Here is an 18719-nt window from a genome sequence, read left to right as displayed (position 1 = left end):
GGTCGATAGTCGATTGTCCACAGTCGGGCAGTTATTTTTTTGATTTGATTGAGTTGCGGAGGGCTTGGGTCATTCTTATAATTTCTTCTGCCTCGCTGTAAAGACGCTGAAAGTCATCTTCACTGATTAATCCCCGTTTTTGTCCAACATACAAACAAGACACAACCTCAATTGCCGATCGGATGGCATAGCCGAGAAACTTACCGAATTCTGCATCTGACTGACCAGTTGACCCTTCTGCAATGTTGAGATTTATACTGTCTGCTGCTCGTTTGATCTGTGAAGTAAGAATGTACAATTCATCCTTTGGAAATTTCAATGTCAGTTCATGAATAGAGGCAGTATAATCCAACGATTTCTGCCAAACATTCAGATTTTCGAATTTAAATGCCATTGTTTTTAAAGCGTTCAGATCATGATCGATAGACCACGGAAGGGTTCATAGTTCGGACTTCTGTGGACTATGGTCTATTGACCGTGGACTATACCTCGCAGCCACCTCAGCAATGGCTTTAATATGCGCTGGCGTAGTGCCACAGCAACCACCGATCACATTCACCAAATTCTCTTTCAGGAATTCCTCGATCTGAGCGGCCATCATTTCGGGCGTTTCATCATATTCTCCGAATTCGTTCGGAAGACCTGCATTCGGGTGTGCGCTGACACCGAACGGAGCTTTACTCGCCAGCACTTGCAAGTACGGACGAAGCTGAGCCGCACCAAGCGCGCAGTTCAATCCAACGCTGAACAATGGAATGTGCGAGATGGATATGAGAAAGGCTTCGGTTGTCTGTCCCGAGAGCGTTCTGCCGCTGGCATCTGTGATGGTTCCTGAGACCATGATCGGTAATCTGTAGCCGATCTCTTCAAACAGTTCTTCGATGGCGAAAAGTGCTGCTTTGGCATTGAGTGTGTCGAACACGGTTTCAACCAGAAGAATATCTACACCGCCATCAACCAACGCCTTTGCCTGTTCCTTGTAGGCAATTCGTAGATCATCGAAGCTCACAGCACGGAAACCAGGATCGTTCACATCAGGTGAAAGCGAAGCCGTTCGGTTTGTCGGACCCATGGAACCTGCCACAAATCGCGGTTTGTTCGGCTCTTTGGCCGTGAATTCATCCGCTACTTCGCGTGCGATCTTGGCCGAGTAGTAATTGATGTCGTACACCGCGTCCTCCAAGCCATAATCCGCTTGGGCGATGGTTGTTCCGCTGAATGTGTTCGTCTCGGCAATGTCTGCGCCTGCTTCGAAATACTTGGCATGGATCTCCTTGATGATCTCTGGCCGTGTGATGGAAAGCAGGTCGTTGTTTCCTTTCAACGGTTTTGGTGAATCCTTGAAACGCTCACCACGATAATCCTCTTCTTCCAGTTTGTAGCGCTGGATCATGGTGCCCATCGCGCCATCCAGAACGAGTATCCGTTCTTTTACTGCTTGTTCTAATTGTTTAGTTCTTTTCATTCTTGTTTGAGATTTACCACAGAGTTCACTGAGAGATCACAGAGAACACCAAGTTGGTTCAAATCGTAAATCGTCTATTGCCAATCGTCAATCGTAAATAAAAAGGCCTCCAATGATTGCTCATTGAAGGCCCTGTTTGTCTTTGTCAAAGGTTCTCACTTTCAACTTATCGTTTCCCGCAATTACGAGATAGGATTTGGCACCTTTCTCCGCCTCAGGCGGGGAGGTTGCCAAGACTTCGTAGGGCCTTATCCCTCCGTCTTTCTTGATAAGCAATAAATTAAGAACGTGCCGCGAAGATAGTGCGAACTATTTATTCGGCAACGGGTCAGGCTAAGTATAGTGTCATAGTTAGCGGTTTATTTTTTGTACTTGTCAATTGCTGAAAGAGAAAACTGGATGTAACGGTCAAATTGCTGCCTGCTCAGTTCTTGTCGGCTTTTGCCCTGATTTTGAAACATACAGTCTAAATTGAAAGTGATTTTCAAATGTCGAAGGTCTTCGCTTTGATTCGTCCAATTGATGTCGTCATAATTGGCTTCTTGAAACAAGAACGGAACCAAAGACAATTGCCATTTGGTCAATTCTTCAGGAAACCCATACTTGTCATAAAAGTCATTCATTTGGTCAAAACATCTTAACCTCGCTTGGGCAATTCCACCAGCTTTTCGGTACGCTGTCGCGAGTTGGTTAATCGACTCTTTGAATTCCATTTTGTAATTAAATACAACGGTTCTAAGTGTTCGGGCGGGAGAAAGGATGCAGTCCTATCGGACGAGAAGTAGTTTACTGCGCGAACCAAGTTTTAAATTTATCGATGATGCCCGCCTGACTTTTAGTCTTTATTGGCGTCAGATTTTCTTTTCTATAATAATTGCTTGAACCTGGAAAGTCGCCAAGCTTAATAATCAATCCTTGTCGCTCTAACTGTTCCAGTTCATTTTCAAGCTTTTCCAACGTCCAAAAGCCTTGATATTTTTCAGTTTGAGAATCTGCAAAAGCTCGCAGTCTCCAAGCGTCAAAACCATCTATTCTGCAGTTTGGACCAAAGTCGAAGTCAACTTCTTTGTCCTTGAGTTTAGCAAATAGACCAGCACCATGAAAAGCGTATTGAGTAATGACTTGATTTAATTGTCCAGTTTGAGGGATTGTCTTGTCATGCCAAGCTTTCAACAGATCTTTCCTCCCATACGTGTAATAAAATTGTTCAGCAACAAACTTCACTTCAGCTTGGAAGTCTTCGATGAGGTCGAATATTTGCTTTTGTTGGTTCATTTTCAATTAGTATCAAAAGCCGCCATCAATACCCAAAAACCTCTTCCAGCGAAAGCTCTTTTACGGGCCCAAGCTTTTTAAGGATTGACCTGTCCATCTCGGATTTCTTGCCAATGACGCAGTACACGTAATTTCTGTTGGCAATGTTGGAGTTGAAGTAGTCTCTCATCTCTTCCATGGTCATGGTGCCGAGTTTGGCGTAGATATCCTTGCGGATGTCGTAATCGATGCCGCGGTCCTGCAGGCTGCGGAAGTTCCAGTAGATGCCTGACTTGATGATCCGTTCCGATTCGATCTTCTTCATGGCCGATGTTCTCGACTCCTCGAACATGGTTTCCGTTCCTTCTGGAATGGCGCTCATCAGTTCGGTCATGGCGTTCATGGCCTGTCCGAGTTTGTTGTTCTGCGTGCCGATGTATGCCACCACGTAATGCGACTCATCTGCCTTGCTCGGTGTGCCCACATACGCGTAGGCCGAATAGGCCAAGGCTTTCGATTCCCGTATTTCTTGGAATACCACCGAAGAAAGTCCGCTGCCGAAAAATTCGTTGAACATGCTTTGGTAAGCCGCATGTTCTGGGTTGTATTTCTCGCCTTTCGAAAGCATGTCCAGCTCGGTCTGAACCATGTCGTAATCCACGAAGTAGACCATGCTTTTATCGGTAGGAAGTTCCTCAAACTCCTTCGGATCTTGCACTTGCGCAAGTTGCTCTGGCAGTTGATGGTGGGCCTTCACTTTAGCGAATACATCCTCCAAAGACGATTTGCCATAGTAGAAGATGTTGTGCGGATAGGTGGTAAGGCCGTGGATGATGCTCACCAATTCGTCAGCCGTCACTTCTTCCAATTCTTCCTCGCTCAGTTGGTTATTGAACTTGTTGTCAACGCCATACTTCGCATAGTTGGTCAACCCCGACATGATCTCCCACTTGTTCTTCTTGTTGTCTTCGCGCTGCTTCAACTCGTCCGCGATCAGATTTTCGAGGGCTTCCTCATCTGGCTGCGCATGCTTGATGATGTGTTCCACCAGTTCCTGACCTTGGTCAAAAGATTCTTCCAGGCCGCTGAGATAGAGGTAAACCTTCCATGAGCTGGCCTGTGTGTCGAAGTTCACTCCGAGGTTGTAAAGCTGCTGGCGGAGTTCTTCGTTGGTGTATTTGTCGGTTCCCAGATATTGAAGGTATTTGATGGCCAGTTTCACCTTCGGGTCCAGTTTCAGGTCATCATCCATCTCAATAAAGAAGGTGAAGAGGTCGTTGCTTGCGTTCTGCACGTAATAGAACGGCACATTCTCCATCACGTTCTTTTCGTCAAGCGCAGTTTTGAAATCCACAAATTCAGGCTTCAGGCGGATGGATTCCATGGCCTGCAAACTGTCATAGAAAGGAGATTGAACCTCTCGGTTGATGTCAACAGGAGTGATCTCTGGCTTGTCAACCTTTACCACCAGCGAGTCTTCTCCCGTTTCCTTGTACACCACGCAGTAGTTATTGTTGAAATTCTTGTTGGCCCAATCCATCAGTTGCTGCTTGGTGATCTTCGACATGCGGTCAACGCGCGAAATGTATTCTTCCCACGTGGTTCCCATAATGAACGCATCGCTCAGCAGGTATCCGCGCAGCCAGTTGCCTTCAAACTGACGCAGTTGGTCCACTTTCATGTTTCGGATAACCGCTGGCATCAGGTCATCCGAGAACTCACCTTTTTTGATCTTCTCAACTTCGCCAACCAAAAGGTCTTTCACTTCCTCCAAGCTCTGGCCACCTTTTGGGTTTCCACCAAGAATAAAGGTCGAATAGTCGCGCATCACATTCGAATAGCAGTAGGCGTCCAGCACTTTTTGCTCCTGTAGGAGATTAAGGTCAATGAGTCCGGCCACATCGTTGGACAGCATGGTAGACATGAGGTCGGCCATCAAGGCATCATCGGTGTGATAGCCGCCCAATCGGTAACCCAGAATCGTCCATTCTTCCATCGGGCCGTAAACGGTGGTGTCTCGAACGGCAGTGATCGGATCTTCTGTCGGATGCGTGGGCAGTACAAGATCTTTGCGTTCCCACTTGCCAAAGTATTTTTTCACCAGTTCCAAGGTCTGGTCAGGGTCGATGTCTCCAGCAATGACCACCGCCATGTTGTTCGGCACGTAATACTTATCGAAGTACTCGTGGATCTTCACCATCGATGGATTTTTCAAATGCTCGCCTTTGCCGATGGTGGTCTGCGTACCATATTGGTGCTTTTTGAAAAGCATGGCGTTGAGCGCTTCATAGGTTTTCCCGTAATCGTTGTCCTGGCCACGGTTAAATTCCTCATAAACGGCTTCCAACTCGGTATGAAACAGACGCAGCACCAATTCCGAGAATCGCTCCGACTCCACCATCATCCATTTTTCCAACTCTGTGGATGGAATATCGTTGATGTAAGCCGTGCGCTCGTCCGAAGTGAAGGCATTCGTTCCCTGCGCACCCAAGCTGTTGATCATCTTATCGTATTCGTTCGGGATGGCGAATTTGGCGGCCTGCCCAGAAACAGAATCGATCATGGCGTAAATGGCCTTTTTCTTTTCGGGATCGCTTTCCAAACGGTGCTTTTCGTAGAGTTCAGAGATCTCATCCAGCAAAGGCTTTTCCTTGTCCCAATCCAACGTGGCGAACTTGGAAGTTCCTTTAAAAACCATGTGTTCGAGGTAATGCGCCAGCCCCGTGAATTCAGCTGGGTCGTTGGTGCTGCCTGTGTTCACAGCAATGAAGGTTTGAACGCGCGGCTGATCCTTGTTCACCGACAGATAGACGGTCAGACCATTGTCAAGCACATAATGCTGCGCATTGATCGGGTCTACGAAATCGCTCTTCTTGTCTTTGCCAGTATTGCAGGCAGCCAAGGAAACAGCAAGGATTACAAACAGTTGGATGGATAGCTTTTTCATCTTCGGGTTTTTAGTTGGGGTGTTAAAGCTATCAATAATTCAACATGCCGCACATTCGGCCACACGGAATCACCCGTTTGTCAGCAAACAGGTAACATTGGTATATGTCTTTCGGGTCGGGGCTTAGAAATCGTAGCCGCTGTATTCGGCAGAGAATTCCTCTGGTTTGAAGGTCGGATTGATCTTCAGGTTCGAGTATTCGTACACCGCCATCAGCCCTTTCTCATCATACAATTTCTGGTAGAGCGGAAGGTAGTTTTGCATGTCGATGTACATCTCGATCTGCTTGCAAAGTGAGTTCTGTACTTTGATGGTCTGCCCCGCTTTCACATCATCGAAATCCTTGATGTTGTTCAACTCCAAAAGCGAGTATTCATCCAAGCGCAGCTTACGGGCAATTTTCAGGATGTCCTCTCCTGGCTGAACCGTGTAGTTCTCGATCTTATACTCCTTATTAATAAGGGTTACATTCCAGCACTTGCGACCATCGTAGGTCACTTCGCCATTGATGGTCACGTAATCATTGATCTTGTCCTTGTACTTGTTGTAAACGTAATTCAGCAGGTCGCCCGTGTAGCCGAAGCCAAGTTCTTTCACGCTGTGGTGCTGATCTTTACGTAGGATATCACCATTCGGGTCGAGATTCAGGGTCATGTAAGGGAACGCGTTTGGATTTACCTTGGCGTTACCCTTGTTCTCGCCTTCAATGTACAGCACTTCTGCGCCCTTGTTGGGCACTTGCACTTTCAGGTAAACCTTGAAAGGCTTCACATTCAGTTTCACATCCTGCGAACCAGGCATCATTTTTCCCTTGATGCGCTCGGTCTTATCGAGATGGAAGCTCAGCGTTTTGATGCCTTGGATCGATTCCATCATCTTGCGGAAGATCTCATGTTTGTCGATGTCCTGCGCAAAAAGCGTTTGGCCTGCAAGCAGCGATGCGATCAGTAGAAATGCGGTTCTTTTCATTGTCAGAAATTGGGTGTCGAAATTAAGGAAGTATGGTCAGCGAAATGGCGTAATGATCGGACAGATGTTTCCGTTTTTTCGACCATTGTTTCGTGTAGGTCTTCAACTCACGTCTCAGTTTGAAGGGATAGCCTGTTTCGCGCTGCAATGCGTAATCCAAAAGCTGCACGTTTCCGCGCCATTTCTTTTTGATCATGTCGTTGTTGGCGCACCCCCAGGTTATCGGTCGGTCAATGCTCAGTTCATCCGCTCCTACCAAGGAAACTTTTCCATCGCTTGCATTCAGGATTTCAAGCATGCTTTTGTATTCTGCAATAGAATCGAAAGGCGTGTTGAGGTCGCCCAAGATGAACTGTGGCACTTCGGGTTTTTGGTGATCCTTTAAAAACTGGTCTATCATTTTGAACTGGAGTTGCCGCACTTGAGCAAACTCCTTGCCATCCTCGGCTTGCACATGCGTGCTGAGAATCTGGTAACGCTGTCCGTTGATCTCCACTTCAATCAGCACCGCACCTTTGGACGATTGGCAGTCGCTCACTTTGCAATTATTGTAAAAGATGAAGTCTTGTTCCTTGATCTCGTGCTTGCTCAAAACCCAAAGCCCGCTGTTCACCAGTTTTCCATTGTTCTTGGGTTCGATCTCGTACGGATAAGCACCTTGCAATGCTTTGCGCAGTTTCTTTCTGCTCGTTTTTCCGAACGCTTCCTGAAACAGGATGATGTCGTAATTCTCATCCTTCATCAGTTCACCGATAGCTTTCGCACGTCTGAATTGTCCATCGTACAGGATGGCATGCGGCCGCATGAAAATGTTCCACGTGAGAACACGAATGGAAGCCCCACCCCCAACCCCTCCTCGAAGGGAAGGGGAGCTTGTTTCTGCTGTTGTTTGCGCCTTCATTGAGATGGAGATCGTACACAGCAAAAGAATAAAACAGATTCTCATCTCAGGAATGGGTTGTTCGCCTTCTCAAATCCGATGCTTGTAGAAGGTCCGTGGCCAGAATGAACTGTGGTTTCTTCGGGAAGTGTTAGCAATTCGCGTTTAATGGCGGTTATCAATTGAGCGTGATTTCCACCAGGAAGATCCGTTCTGCCAATGCTTCCGTAGAAGAGCGCATCGCCCACAATGATCTGCTTGGATGGAATGTTGTAGAAACAGATTCCGCCTGGAGAATGACCTGGTGTGTGGATCACATGAAGTTCCAACGAACCGATCTTCACCACATCGCCATGCTCCAAAAACACAGAAGGTTTCACCATTTCGCCCGTGTTGAAACCATAGGATGCGCCATAGCTCGGAACAGCATTCAGCACAGGAACATCGCCTTGGTGCATTTCCAGCTCCAATCCGTATTTCTCTGCCAAGAATTTGTTGCCCAGCACGTGATCCACATGGCAATGAGTGTTCAGCAGTTTCACAGGTTTCAACCCTTCTTTTTCGATGAAATCGACCAGCTCGTTCCGTTCATATTCATCAGCACAACCGGGGTCGATGATGGCGCAGTTCTTCTCATCATCCCAAACGAGATAGGTGTTTTCTTGAAACGGGTTGAAAACGAACTTCTTAAGATTCATGTGGTTGTTTTACGGAGCTCAAAAATACTATTTCAGCTATGCTGCGGTTTTTAACATCAAGTTCAGCGGGGAGTTTAAACTGTATCTTTACGTCCCTTCGAAAATGAAGCAACGTTTTACGCCATCCTTCAACCCGAATTTCGCCAGGTCGTTGACCGTTTGGGCGATCTTCTTGTTTTTGGTGCCTGCTTCGCTGAAGGCGCAGTTCTATAACGGGCTTCAGACCGACTTCGGAAAGAACCGCGTGCAGTATGAGAAGATCGATTGGTTCCTCTACCGCTTCGACCGCTTCGATGTGTACTTCTATCTGGGTGGAAATGAGCTGGCCGAATACACCATGCGTGCCAGCGACCGCGTGCTGCACGATCTGGAAAAGACCTTCGATTTTACGATGGACAAGCGTTTCCAGATCATCATTTACAACAAACTTTCGGAGCAGAAGCAGAGCAACATCGGGCTGGTCACCGACCAGCAGACCAACACGGGCGGTGTAACGACCATCGTGGGTACCAAGCTCATTCTGTACTTCGATGGCGATTACAAAAACTACGAGAAGCAGTTGCGTGCAGGGTTGGCGCGTGTCATGCTCGATCAGATGATGTATGGCGGCAGTTTCAAGGATGTGATCCGCAACAACACGCTGCTCAATCTGCCCGAATGGTACGTGGAAGGGCTGATCTCATACCTCTCCAGCGATTGGGACTCGGAAGTGAACAACGAGGTGAAGGATGCGGTGATGAGCGGTCGTTGGGAGAAATTCAGTCAACTGACGGGAAAAGACGCGCGCTACGGTGGCCACTCCATCTGGAAATATGTGGTGGAGAATTATGGCGAGTCGGTTATCAGCAACATTCTCTACATGACCCGCGTGAGCCGCAATGCCGACAATGGCTTCCTGTTCGTGCTGGGAGTTTCGCTCAAGAATTTGGCGGCCGAATGGCTTCATTATTACGATAACATGTATTACAAGCAGGAGGACAAACTCAGTCTTCCGGAGGAGAAACCGCTGAACCGCGTTCGGAAACGTGCGCAGCCATATTGTGCCATCGAGCATCCGAAATTGAGCCCTGATGGCCGCAGACTTGCCTACGTGTGGAACGACATGGGCAAGATAAAAGTGAAGCTGCAAGACCTGAAGACCAAGAAGAAAAAGACCATTCTGCGGCAAGGCTACCGTTCTTACAACACGCAGGACCACAGTTATCCCATTGTGGCTTGGCATCCGAGCGGGAAATTGGTTTCCATGATAACGGAACACAAGGGAAAGATCAAACTCTTCCAGTACGACCTCACCACCAAAAAGCGCACATGGCGCGAACTCTTCTACTTTGAGAAGATCCTGTCGGTGGATTATTCGGATGATGGCCGCGAGTTCGTGTTCACAGCCGTGCAGATGGGCCGCTCGGATGTGTACATCTACAACATCATTTCCAACACATACCAGAAGGTTACTGATGACATTTTCACGGATGTGGACGCGCGGTTCATGGACCATTCACGCAAGGTTATTTTCAGTTCCGATAGGAACAACGATACCCTGATGCCATTCGACATCAAGGTGCTGCCCAAGAATCTTTACAATGATATTTTCATTTACGACAGGGATTCGGATGAACCCGTTCTGCGAAGGGTTACCGACACGCAGTTCGCCAACGAGCGCGCTCCGATGGAGTATGATGGCAACAGCTTTTCGTATCTGAGCGATGAGAAGGGAATCTACAACCGCTACCGCGCCATTCTCGATAGCAATATCGCGTACATCGACACCAGTATTCACTATTCGTATTTCACACGGGTGAGCCCCGTGACGCAGTATCCGCGCAACATTTTGGAGTATGATGTGGATACGGTGAACGGGAAGATCGCAGAAGTGATCTTCGCCAAAGGCAATTACCGCCTGACGCTGAAAGACCGCGAGCCGGAGAAGAACGCGGTCATCACCGAGGTCGGGTATTCCGGTTTTAAGAACAAGGCATCGGAGGCACCGAAGAAGAAGCGTAAACGCACCTCCATTTTGGACGTTCAGCCGAAGCAACCCACCGTGCAGACCACACCGAAACCTGCCGAAAAACCACGCAAACCGGGCGAGATCGACATCCATGATTATCAGTTCGACATCCATGTGGACGGGCAACAGCAGCAACAGACACAGGATCAGCAACAACCACAGAACGGTCAGCCAACGCTGCTTTCAGACGAGCCAAAATCAAGGCGAGACCGCAAGCGCGAGCAGGTGCTGGCGCGTATCGATAGTTTGCATCGGGCGTTGGAAGCGGTGCAGGATGTGCCCATTGAGATGCAACTGCCACCGCAACGTAATTACGATGTGGCCTTCAAGAGCGAGTATGTGGTCACGCAGCTCGATAACGCTTTTGTGAACAGCAATTACCAGAAGTTCTCGGGCGGAAATTCATTCAACAATCCTGGCCTCAACGGTTTCTTCAAAACGGGCATCACCGACATCATGGACGACTACAAGGTGGTGGGTGGTTTCCGTCTGACGGGCAACCTCAATACGAACGAGATGTTCGCCTCGGTGCAGAATTTCAAGCGCAGGCTGGACAAACAGCTCGTGTTCCATCGGCAGTCCATCGAGAATTTCATCAGCAACTCTACTGTGGCACAGGTTTACACCTACACGCTCACGTGGAAGATGAGCTGGCCCATCACCGAATTCTCCGCGTTCCGCGGGAATGTGCTTGGCAGGAATGACCGCACCGTGTACAAGAGCACCAACGATCGCAACCTTGTGAAACCGGACGATATGACCTGGCGGGCGGGACTTCAAGTGTCGTACGTGTTCGACAATACACTTCCCATGGGTCTCAACCTTTATCGTGGCACACGGTTGAAGATCTTTGCGCAGTACTTCCAGGATATTAATAAGCAGGCCAAGAACATGTTCGTGCTTGGCGTGGATGCCCGCAACTACATTAAGATCCATCGCGAACTGATCTGGGCCAACCGATTTGCGGCAAGCACCTCGTTCGGGCAGCAGAAAATAGCCTATTTCCTCGGTGGGGTCGATCGGTGGATATCACCTACCTACAACCACAACATCCCTGTGGATTACAGCCAGAACTACGCATTTCAGGCATTGGCTACCAACATGCGCGGTTTCCCGCAGAACATCCGAAACGGAAACAGCTTTGCGGTGATCAACAGCGAACTGCGCTGGCCTATTTTCCGCTACCTCATCAACCGTCCCATCAAGTCCAATTTCATCTACAACTTCCAAGTGGTGGGATTTGGAGATGTCGGTACGGCATGGACAGGCCTACAGCCTTTCTCGGACGACAACTCCTTGAACAAGGAAGTGGTCAATCAAGGATCGGTCATCATTACGGTACAGAACAGAAGAGAACCTGTGGTGGGTGGTTTCGGGTTGGGAGCACGGACAAAATTCCTCGGTTACTTTATCCGGGTAGATTACGCGTGGGGCGTGGAGAACCGCAAGATCAACAAAGGATTCTGGTATGTCTCTCTCAGCATGGACTTCTAAAAGGAGGTGATGTGTCTGATCTGGTGGATAACGCATAATTCAGAGTTCGATGGTTTTGAAATCCCCCGCCTCGTTCCTCGGCACCCCCTTTTCAAGGAGGAACCACGCTCATTCCCCCTTGAAAAGGGGGTGGCCGAAGGCCGGGGGATTTATTATGTTTATCAGAACGGGACGGTAATTAAACAATGAGTGAACTGAACAGACCGAAAATGAGTTTTACAATGGTATTGGTGCTGTTGCTGATAGGCGTGGCAGCAGGTTTTGCAAGTGGATTCGTGGGCGTTGGTGGTGGCATCATCATCGTTCCTGCGTTGGTGTTCTTTCTCGGCTACTCGCAACACATGGCGCAGGGCACCAGCTTGGCGCTCATGCTTCCACCCATCGGTCTGCTCGGATTCTACAACTATTATAAGAGCGGCAATGCCAACATTTCGGCAGCCCTTCTCATTGCGGCCGCATTTGTAATAGGTGCATATTTCGGTAGTAAGGTCTCGCTCTCGCTCGATCAGAGCATCGTCAAAAAGGTGTTCGGAGGCGTGATGATGCTGGCAGCCGCAAAACTTCTTTTCAGCAAATGATGAAAGACCGCATAAAACAGTTGGTGACGGAGAATGCCCAGCAGGTGCTCGACATCCGCAGGCATCTGCATGCACATCCTGAGCTTTCTTTCAAGGAGTTCGAGACAAGCAAATTCGTCTGCGAAAAACTCGATGAGTGGGGCATCCCATACAAAAGCGGTTTTGTGGAAACAGGCATCGTTGCACTCATCGAAGGGAAGAACCCTTCCTCCAAGGTCATTGCCCTGCGGGGAGATATGGATGCGCTGCCGATACTGGAAGCAAACGATGTTCCCTACCGTTCGCAGAACGAAGGCGTGATGCACGCCTGCGGGCATGATGTGCACACCGCCTGCGTGCTGGGTGCGGCCAAGGCGCTTCACACCTTGCGAAGCGAGTTTGAAGGAACCGTCAAGATCATCTTCCAACCCGGAGAGGAACGCCTGCCCGGTGGCGCCTCGCTTATGATAAAGGAAGGCGCGCTCGAAAATCCGAAACCGAGTGCCATAGTGGGGCAGCATGTGTTGCCCAGTTTGGAAGTGGGCAAGGTCGGTTTCCGTGCCGGGATGTACATGGCCTCGGCCGATGAGGTCTACTTCACCGTAAAAGGAAAAGGAGGTCATGCCGCGTTGCCGCATACGCTTATCGACCCGGTGCTCATCACCTCGCACATCATCGTGGCATTGCAGCAAGTGGTAAGCCGAAGGACAAAGCCCGGTGTTCCGTGCGTGCTCTCGTTCGGAAGCGTGCATGCCAACGGGGCCACCAATGTCATTCCCAACGAGGTGGAGGTGCAGGGTACGTTCCGCACCATGGATGAGGAATGGCGTATGGAAGCTCACGGAATTATGAAGAAACTGGCCGAGGAGATGGCCGCATCCATGGGTGGCAGTTGCGACTTCCGTGTGGATGTGGGCTACCCGTATGTGTATAACGATGAGGCACTGACCGAACTGGCGCGTAATTCCGCCAAGGAATACATGGGCGAGGAGAATGTGGTGGAACTTGATATGCGCATGACGGGCGAAGACTTCAGTTTCTACACCCACCACATGCCCGGTTGCTTTTACCGTTTGGGTGTGGGCAATACCGAAAAAGGGCTCACCTCCGGCCTGCACACACCTACCTTCAATGTAGATGAGAAAAGCTTGGAGATAGGCACGGGGCTGATGGCCTATATTGCTGTAAGTCAGCTCCGTTCATAAACCTTTCCCTCTCACTTCAGCCGTTTCACCGTCCATCCTTTACCGTTCACCTCTGTAAGCAGTTCAAACGTTCGATTGTAGCGTTTACGGATGGTATAGAGCGTTTTGCTCGGATGGTACCGCTTTTTCCATTCCTCTTTGGGAAGGAACAGTACCTCATCCACCTCCAACTGCATTACTGCACGCGCAAAGGCCGATTGTCTTCCCCTGCCCCGCAGGTTCATGCCGCTGTATTCTTCGGGTGTTAGCTTTCTCATTTCAAAGTAGTTCAAGGTAAGCTGTGCTTTACATCGCAATGGTTGTACCTATGTTCAAAATGGTTGTCCATTAGGTAGCAATGGTTTTCCATTATTTCCCAATTGTTCAAATTGGTTCAAAGAGAGTTTCTCTTCTGTTACCAATGGTTGTAATGTTGGTGGCAATGGTTGTGCATTTGGTAGAAGTTGTTGTGTCCAAAGCGAAACTATTCTTATGGTTTTGAACTAAAAAAGCGGCCACAGAGGGCCGCTTTTTCTCATGGTCGGATGCTTTCAGGAATCTGCGGGTGCAGCCGTGTCGCCACCATCGGTCGCGGTGCTGCCCTGTCCTTCAAAGTTGGGACTCAGCAGGTCGAAGAAGGTATCGGCTCCCGGAACGTTCTTCTCCTTGCCACGTTTAACGGTGGCATAGCCTTCCAATGCATACTGATAGGCGAAATGCTCAGAATTGAGCTTCAGATCGTCCACCAGTTCCACTATCTGGCGGGCCCTTACCAGCAGGTTGTGCAGGTTTCCGGCCACGTCCCAATGGCCATTGGCCTCGGCCTCGTTCATAAAGGGCGGCTTCAGGGTGGGGTAGTTGTCCTTGTTGTTAAAATAGTCCAGAATAAAGGCCAGTCGCTGAGGGCCTACCGAAGTGGCCGATTGGCGTTCGTCCTTTGTCAGGTTGACGTTGTAGGCCGCCAGCGCATCGATCACGGTCTGCATGTCGGTGGCAAGGGCGGTTGCAGCTGCATCGTCCAATGCCGGAGGTGTGCTTTCCATTGGCATGATAAATAGGTTTTAAATGTGAAAATGAATAGAGTTACAATGCGAAATAGATCGTTTGTACGATACTTTAAATGCAAGTTGAAAACTTTAGTGAGAATATCACCATGATGCAACATGGATAAAATGAAATGAACATGTTTTCAATACATGTAATTGACAAATTGTTAATAAATAGCACTTGCATAAATGGTAACGGGGGGGGTAAATTCGGTGAGGTGTTGTAACCCTTGCATCGGTTTCGGCATCTATCTGTTAAACCAAAACCTATTACCCATGAAAACACTACTTTTTTATTACCGAACTTTATTGACCATGATGATGGCCGCTGGAATGACATTGATGAATTTGGATGTGGTGGGGCAGAGCAGTACTGTTGAGACAAGCGGTTGCACTACTTCACCAACTATCACCTCCGGAAACTGTTCCTTTTCGCAGGGGGACGGTTCCGATGTTGATGCTGACAATGCAGCAGCTTTTGGAGGGTCTTCGGCAAGTGGTACAGGTTCATTTGCAGCCGCAGGATCTGATGCATCTGGAGCAGCAGCTGCTGCTATGGCAGGGGGTGATGCCGGGGGTGACCATTCATTTGCAGCCTGTGGTAGCTCAAGGGCCGATGGAGAAAGTGCTTGTGCTCTATCGGGAGGAGTTGCTGAGGGCGTATCCTCGGTGGCAGTTGGAGAATCATCTTATGTTGAAGGTGACTATACCATTGGCGTTGGTTTTGGGGTGGCAACTGGGTCTTCCAATACCAATAACTTTATTTTCGGAACCAGTCTTCGATCTCCTGTATTTACAAACGATATCGATAATTCAATGATGTTTGGAATCAATTCGGACGTTCCGACAATGTTTATTGAAGATTCTTACGGAACGGAAAACGTGGGAGGCACTTGGGGCCGCGTAGGCATCGGCACCACCGACCCCGATGGGCTGCTGCATTTGAAGGATGAGAGCGGGGATGATACCTACATGGTCATTGAGAAGGCAGATGCAGATGAGGGAGGTATAGTGTGGCACAATGGGGCACAAACGGAAGGCACGGTCAATGCATCGTTGCTCTTCGATGCCAATGAGGATATCAAGGTCCGCAATGCGGTCTCCGACCGGGACATCATCTTCAACATCAACGATGGGGGTACCGATACGGAGGTGATGCGGGTAGATGGTTCCACGTCAAGGGTAAGTATTGGAGGTATTGCTAACCCCAATGCCAAATTTCATATCAAAGATGAAGTATCGGGCGCAGAGGTGCTTACGCAATACACTGTTGGAGATGCAGCAGGAGACTGGCTACAGATACGTAATGCCAGTACAGGCATGGAGTTTATTCCCGAGGTGTTTGGGAACGCTGCCAACCATAGCAAACAGGCACTTCGTTTAACGGCCGAATCTGATGATGATACTGGAACGGAACCAATGATGACCTTTACGGTTCGTTGGGATGATGGGTTGGATATTGTTCCAGTTGAAGACCGCCCCCTGTTCGAATGGCAGAATGACAGTGAGCGTGTTATGCGTATGGATGCCAACGGCAACCTCGGCATCGGTACCACAAGCCCAAGCGGGAAGTTGGAGGTGGCCGGAACTACCTTTATTAATACGTTGCCTCCAAATGGTTCGGGAAATCGGGTAGGAATTGGAACTGGTAATCAACTGACGGATTGGGATGCCTCTTCAATGTATTTTAAAGAGAACATTGAAGATTTGGAATTTGACAAGCAGATGTTTCTATCCATGAGACCTGTCAAATACAATTGGAAGGAAGTATATGGAGGTAGCATAGACGTTGGCTTTATAGCGGAGGAGGTTGCAGATGATTTTCCGCCCTTAGCGACAATCAAACCTAAACATGAGATATTACCGGACGGAACGATTGTTAGAGATTCGTTGGGAAGAGCAATTGTGGATTCAACACTACTTGAGCCGTATAGTGTAAAGTACGGCCGCCTTCCTGTTTACTTGTTTATGCTTGCCAAGCAACAGGATTCTGCAATTACAGCACTTACCAACAGGCTGGATGAGTTGCAGTTGATGCTGGAGACCTGCTGTGCTCAGCCCGCCTACCGCATGGCAGAACCCCCAACAGAGACTCAGAATGCACAAAAATCGGAGGGAAGTGAGTTTGTCCTATTGCAGAATGACCCAAATCCATTTTCAGATTACACGGATATTCGGGTGTCTGTACCGGAATCAGCAAAGAACGTATCTCTTCTTATAGTAGATATGAAAGGTGTGGTCATGCTGAACACCCCCATAAGTGGCACTTCAGAAACAGTACGTGTATATTCTTCAGACATCGGCAAGGGCATTTTCACTTACTACCTTCTTAGCGAAGGCAATGTGATTGCCAGCAGAAAAATGGTTTCTTCCAAATGATTTCTGTAGTGAGATTATTGGTAGTTTGCCTAATTGTAGGGCTTAGTTCACCATTGACAACTTCAGCACAATGTATTTCTCAATGGGTCAAGCAGATTTCTGGTTTGCCTATTGGTAACCTCTCAAACAGTAGCCCTAGTTTGGTGATTGACTTTCAAGGGAATGTAATAGTCAGCAATGTAGTAGTTGGGGCAGATACCATAATAACGGATGGGCAAGTGTTTCCAGAAACCAATTCGTTCAATCCGAACTCTGATTTTTTCATTGCCAAGTACAATTCAGAAGGCGACCTTTTATGGTTGAAAACGATACTTGGAGAAAGAGAATGTGGATCTCTTGATTTAGCTGTGGATGCAAATGGTAACATTTATGTTGGTGGTATTATGCAGAATTCAATTACGGTGGACGGAATATTGATTGAACGACCTCCTGAAAGCCTTCCGCAACCTGGCTATTTTATTCTGAAGTTCAATTCTCAAGGTGTGTTGCAATGGAGTCAAAAGGGAGATTGGAAGAGTTCCAGATGTTATCGATTGGCATGGACAGGTTCTGATCTCGCATTTGTGATTCCCTACTCTGACAGTGTTTCGGTAGGAGGTGAAGTATTCTATTCAGATGATATAGCATGGCAACAGGACATGGTATTTGGGAGACTTGATGAGGACGGAAACCTTCTCAATGCGGTGAACATCGGAGGAGAGGGCAATGTGGAGGTCAATTCTTTCGACTGTGATTCTATAGGATGCATCCTACAAGGGAGGTTTGACCGTGAGCTGACCTTTGATGGAACCACCGTATCTACCCCTGCGGAGAACCATTTCGAACTCTATCAGATGTCAATTAATTCAGATTACGGATTGGACTGGTTGAATCATTCTCAAAGCTCTCCTGCAATTGACCCAAGAGCATATGGTCTGAGTTTGTCAGGTAATGATGATGTTTATTTTTCAGGGTTCTATTGGAATTCAGCATTCAGTATTGCTGGCGAACAACTTCCAGTTCCAACGGAAAATGACGTTTTTGTTGGACACCTTGAGAGGTCTGATGGCAATATCACTTGGCTGAAAAAGGGGAGCGGTAATTCTTTTGATGCAACTAAATGCATGACCTCTTCCGGTAATTCTGTGTGGTTCGCGGGAGAGTTTTATTCAGATGTTTTTGATTATGAAGGAAGCTCTTTTACCAATACACCAGATGGGGAAAATGATGGGTTTCTTTTATCATTTGATTCAGATGGCAAACCGAAATGTGGTTTACAATTGGAAGGGGTTGGACAAAACGGGATACTTCAGGTTGAGAGTTTTGGAGATGGTCATGTGGGACTACTTGCATACTTAGATAGTACAATTGAATTTGGCGGTCAAACCTATGATGCACAGGGCAATTATGACCTTTTGGTCATAAAAACCTGCCTGCCGTGCGATACATTAACAGGTGTGGGTGAGGTAGAAAAGGAGCAGGCACACCTGAGCATTTACCCCAACCCCCTTACCACACAGACCAAACTTACCTACCGCGCTCCGCAGGGCAGCCGCCCCACCATGCAACTGAGAGATATGCTTGGCCGCTTGGTAAAAACCGTGCAACTGCCAAGTAATGAGGGTACTTATACCTTAGATGCACGCGGGCTGGGTGCGGGTGTGTATTTCTGTACGTTGCTTAATGGGGTGGAGGTATTGGCTACGCAAAAGCTTTCTGTAACGTACGTCTCCCTATAAAGGATTGATTCCGATATTTCATAGCTTAATAGGCTTTTTGATTATTTCCCACGCTTTTTCTTTCCCTATTGCAGATGCTGGCGACTCTGCATACGAAACAAATATTTCGTTTTGTTTTGT

15 protein-coding genes and 1 riboswitch are annotated in these 18719 nt (G+C 48.2%); of the genes, 5 read left to right on the top strand and 10 right to left on the bottom strand.

From position 1 onward, the window contains the following. Nucleotides 1-31 precede the first annotated feature (31 nt). From GC178_17720 to GC178_17685, 8 genes are all read right to left on the bottom strand, one after another. The gene (locus GC178_17720) at nucleotides 32-394 is read right to left on the bottom strand and encodes a four helix bundle protein (GenBank protein MBI1289409.1); all 363 of its coding nucleotides are present in this window, start codon (nucleotides 392-394) and stop codon (nucleotides 32-34) included. Between the two features lie 45 nt (nucleotides 395-439). Then, the gene (locus GC178_17715; protein MBI1289408.1) at nucleotides 440-1465 is read right to left on the bottom strand and encodes a 5-methyltetrahydrofolate--homocysteine methyltransferase; all 1026 of its coding nucleotides are present in this window, start codon (nucleotides 1463-1465) and stop codon (nucleotides 440-442) included. 163 nt (nucleotides 1466-1628) lie between these two features. Further along, nucleotides 1629-1740: riboswitch (SAM riboswitch) on the bottom strand. A gap of 84 nt (nucleotides 1741-1824) precedes the next feature. Then, nucleotides 1825-2178, bottom strand: a complete 354-nt coding sequence (locus GC178_17710; protein MBI1289407.1) for a hypothetical protein — start codon at nucleotides 2176-2178, stop codon at nucleotides 1825-1827. 73 nt (nucleotides 2179-2251) lie between these two features. Beyond that, complete coding sequence (locus GC178_17705; GenBank protein ID MBI1289406.1) at nucleotides 2252-2740, bottom strand: hypothetical protein; 489 nt, start codon at nucleotides 2738-2740, stop codon at nucleotides 2252-2254. 25 nt (nucleotides 2741-2765) lie between these two features. Beyond that, nucleotides 2766-5666 (bottom strand): insulinase family protein, encoded by a 2901-nt coding sequence (locus GC178_17700; GenBank protein ID MBI1289405.1) that lies wholly within the window; start codon nucleotides 5664-5666, stop codon nucleotides 2766-2768. 123 nt (nucleotides 5667-5789) lie between these two features. After that, nucleotides 5790-6635 (bottom strand): DUF1571 domain-containing protein, encoded by an 846-nt coding sequence (locus GC178_17695; GenBank protein ID MBI1289404.1) that lies wholly within the window; start codon nucleotides 6633-6635, stop codon nucleotides 5790-5792. Between the two features lie 22 nt (nucleotides 6636-6657). Then, on the bottom strand, nucleotides 6658-7581 hold the full coding sequence (locus GC178_17690; protein ID MBI1289403.1) for a hypothetical protein: 924 nt from the start codon (nucleotides 7579-7581) through the stop codon (nucleotides 6658-6660). After that, complete coding sequence (locus GC178_17685; GenBank protein ID MBI1289402.1) at nucleotides 7578-8213, bottom strand: MBL fold metallo-hydrolase; 636 nt, start codon at nucleotides 8211-8213, stop codon at nucleotides 7578-7580. The genes GC178_17690 and GC178_17685 overlap by 4 nt, the downstream gene beginning before the upstream one ends. Between GC178_17685 and GC178_17680 the strand changes: the two genes are divergently transcribed. The 3 genes from GC178_17680 (at nucleotide 8212) to GC178_17670 (ending at nucleotide 13477) form a co-directional block, all read left to right on the top strand. After that, the gene (locus GC178_17680) at nucleotides 8212-11715 is read left to right on the top strand and encodes a hypothetical protein (GenBank protein ID MBI1289401.1); all 3504 of its coding nucleotides are present in this window, start codon (nucleotides 8212-8214) and stop codon (nucleotides 11713-11715) included. The two genes, GC178_17685 and GC178_17680, sit on opposite strands and share 2 nt — an antisense overlap. Before the next feature lie 209 nt (nucleotides 11716-11924). Beyond that, the gene (locus GC178_17675) at nucleotides 11925-12293 is read left to right on the top strand and encodes a TSUP family transporter (GenBank protein ID MBI1289400.1); all 369 of its coding nucleotides are present in this window, start codon (nucleotides 11925-11927) and stop codon (nucleotides 12291-12293) included. After that, nucleotides 12290-13477 (top strand): amidohydrolase, encoded by a 1188-nt coding sequence (locus tag GC178_17670; GenBank protein ID MBI1289399.1) that lies wholly within the window; start codon nucleotides 12290-12292, stop codon nucleotides 13475-13477. The genes GC178_17675 and GC178_17670 overlap by 4 nt, the downstream gene beginning before the upstream one ends. 11 nt (nucleotides 13478-13488) lie before the next feature. Here GC178_17670 and GC178_17665 read toward each other — a convergent pair whose 3' ends face one another. Both GC178_17665 and GC178_17660 read right to left on the bottom strand, forming a co-directional pair. After that, the gene (locus GC178_17665) at nucleotides 13489-13734 is read right to left on the bottom strand and encodes a hypothetical protein (protein MBI1289398.1); all 246 of its coding nucleotides are present in this window, start codon (nucleotides 13732-13734) and stop codon (nucleotides 13489-13491) included. Between the two features lie 273 nt (nucleotides 13735-14007). After that, nucleotides 14008-14505: a hypothetical protein gene (locus GC178_17660; protein MBI1289397.1), complete on the bottom strand. Its 498-nt coding sequence runs from the start codon at nucleotides 14503-14505 to the stop codon at nucleotides 14008-14010. A gap of 273 nt (nucleotides 14506-14778) precedes the next feature. Here GC178_17660 and GC178_17655 point away from each other — a divergent pair, with 273 nt between their 5' ends. After that, nucleotides 14779-16881: a hypothetical protein gene (locus GC178_17655; GenBank protein MBI1289396.1), complete on the top strand. Its 2103-nt coding sequence runs from the start codon at nucleotides 14779-14781 to the stop codon at nucleotides 16879-16881. Then, nucleotides 16878-18599, top strand: a complete 1722-nt coding sequence (locus GC178_17650; GenBank protein MBI1289395.1) for a T9SS type A sorting domain-containing protein — start codon at nucleotides 16878-16880, stop codon at nucleotides 18597-18599. Before GC178_17655 ends, GC178_17650 begins: the two co-directional genes overlap by 4 nt. The last annotated feature ends 120 nt before the right edge of the window (nucleotides 18600-18719 follow it).

This window comes from Flavobacteriales bacterium (assembly GCA_016124845.1).
Lineage (GTDB): Bacteria > Bacteroidota > Bacteroidia > UBA10329 > UBA10329 > UBA10329.
Note: the sequence above shows the minus strand (reverse complement) of the source record. Positions and strands in the feature narration are given on the sequence as shown.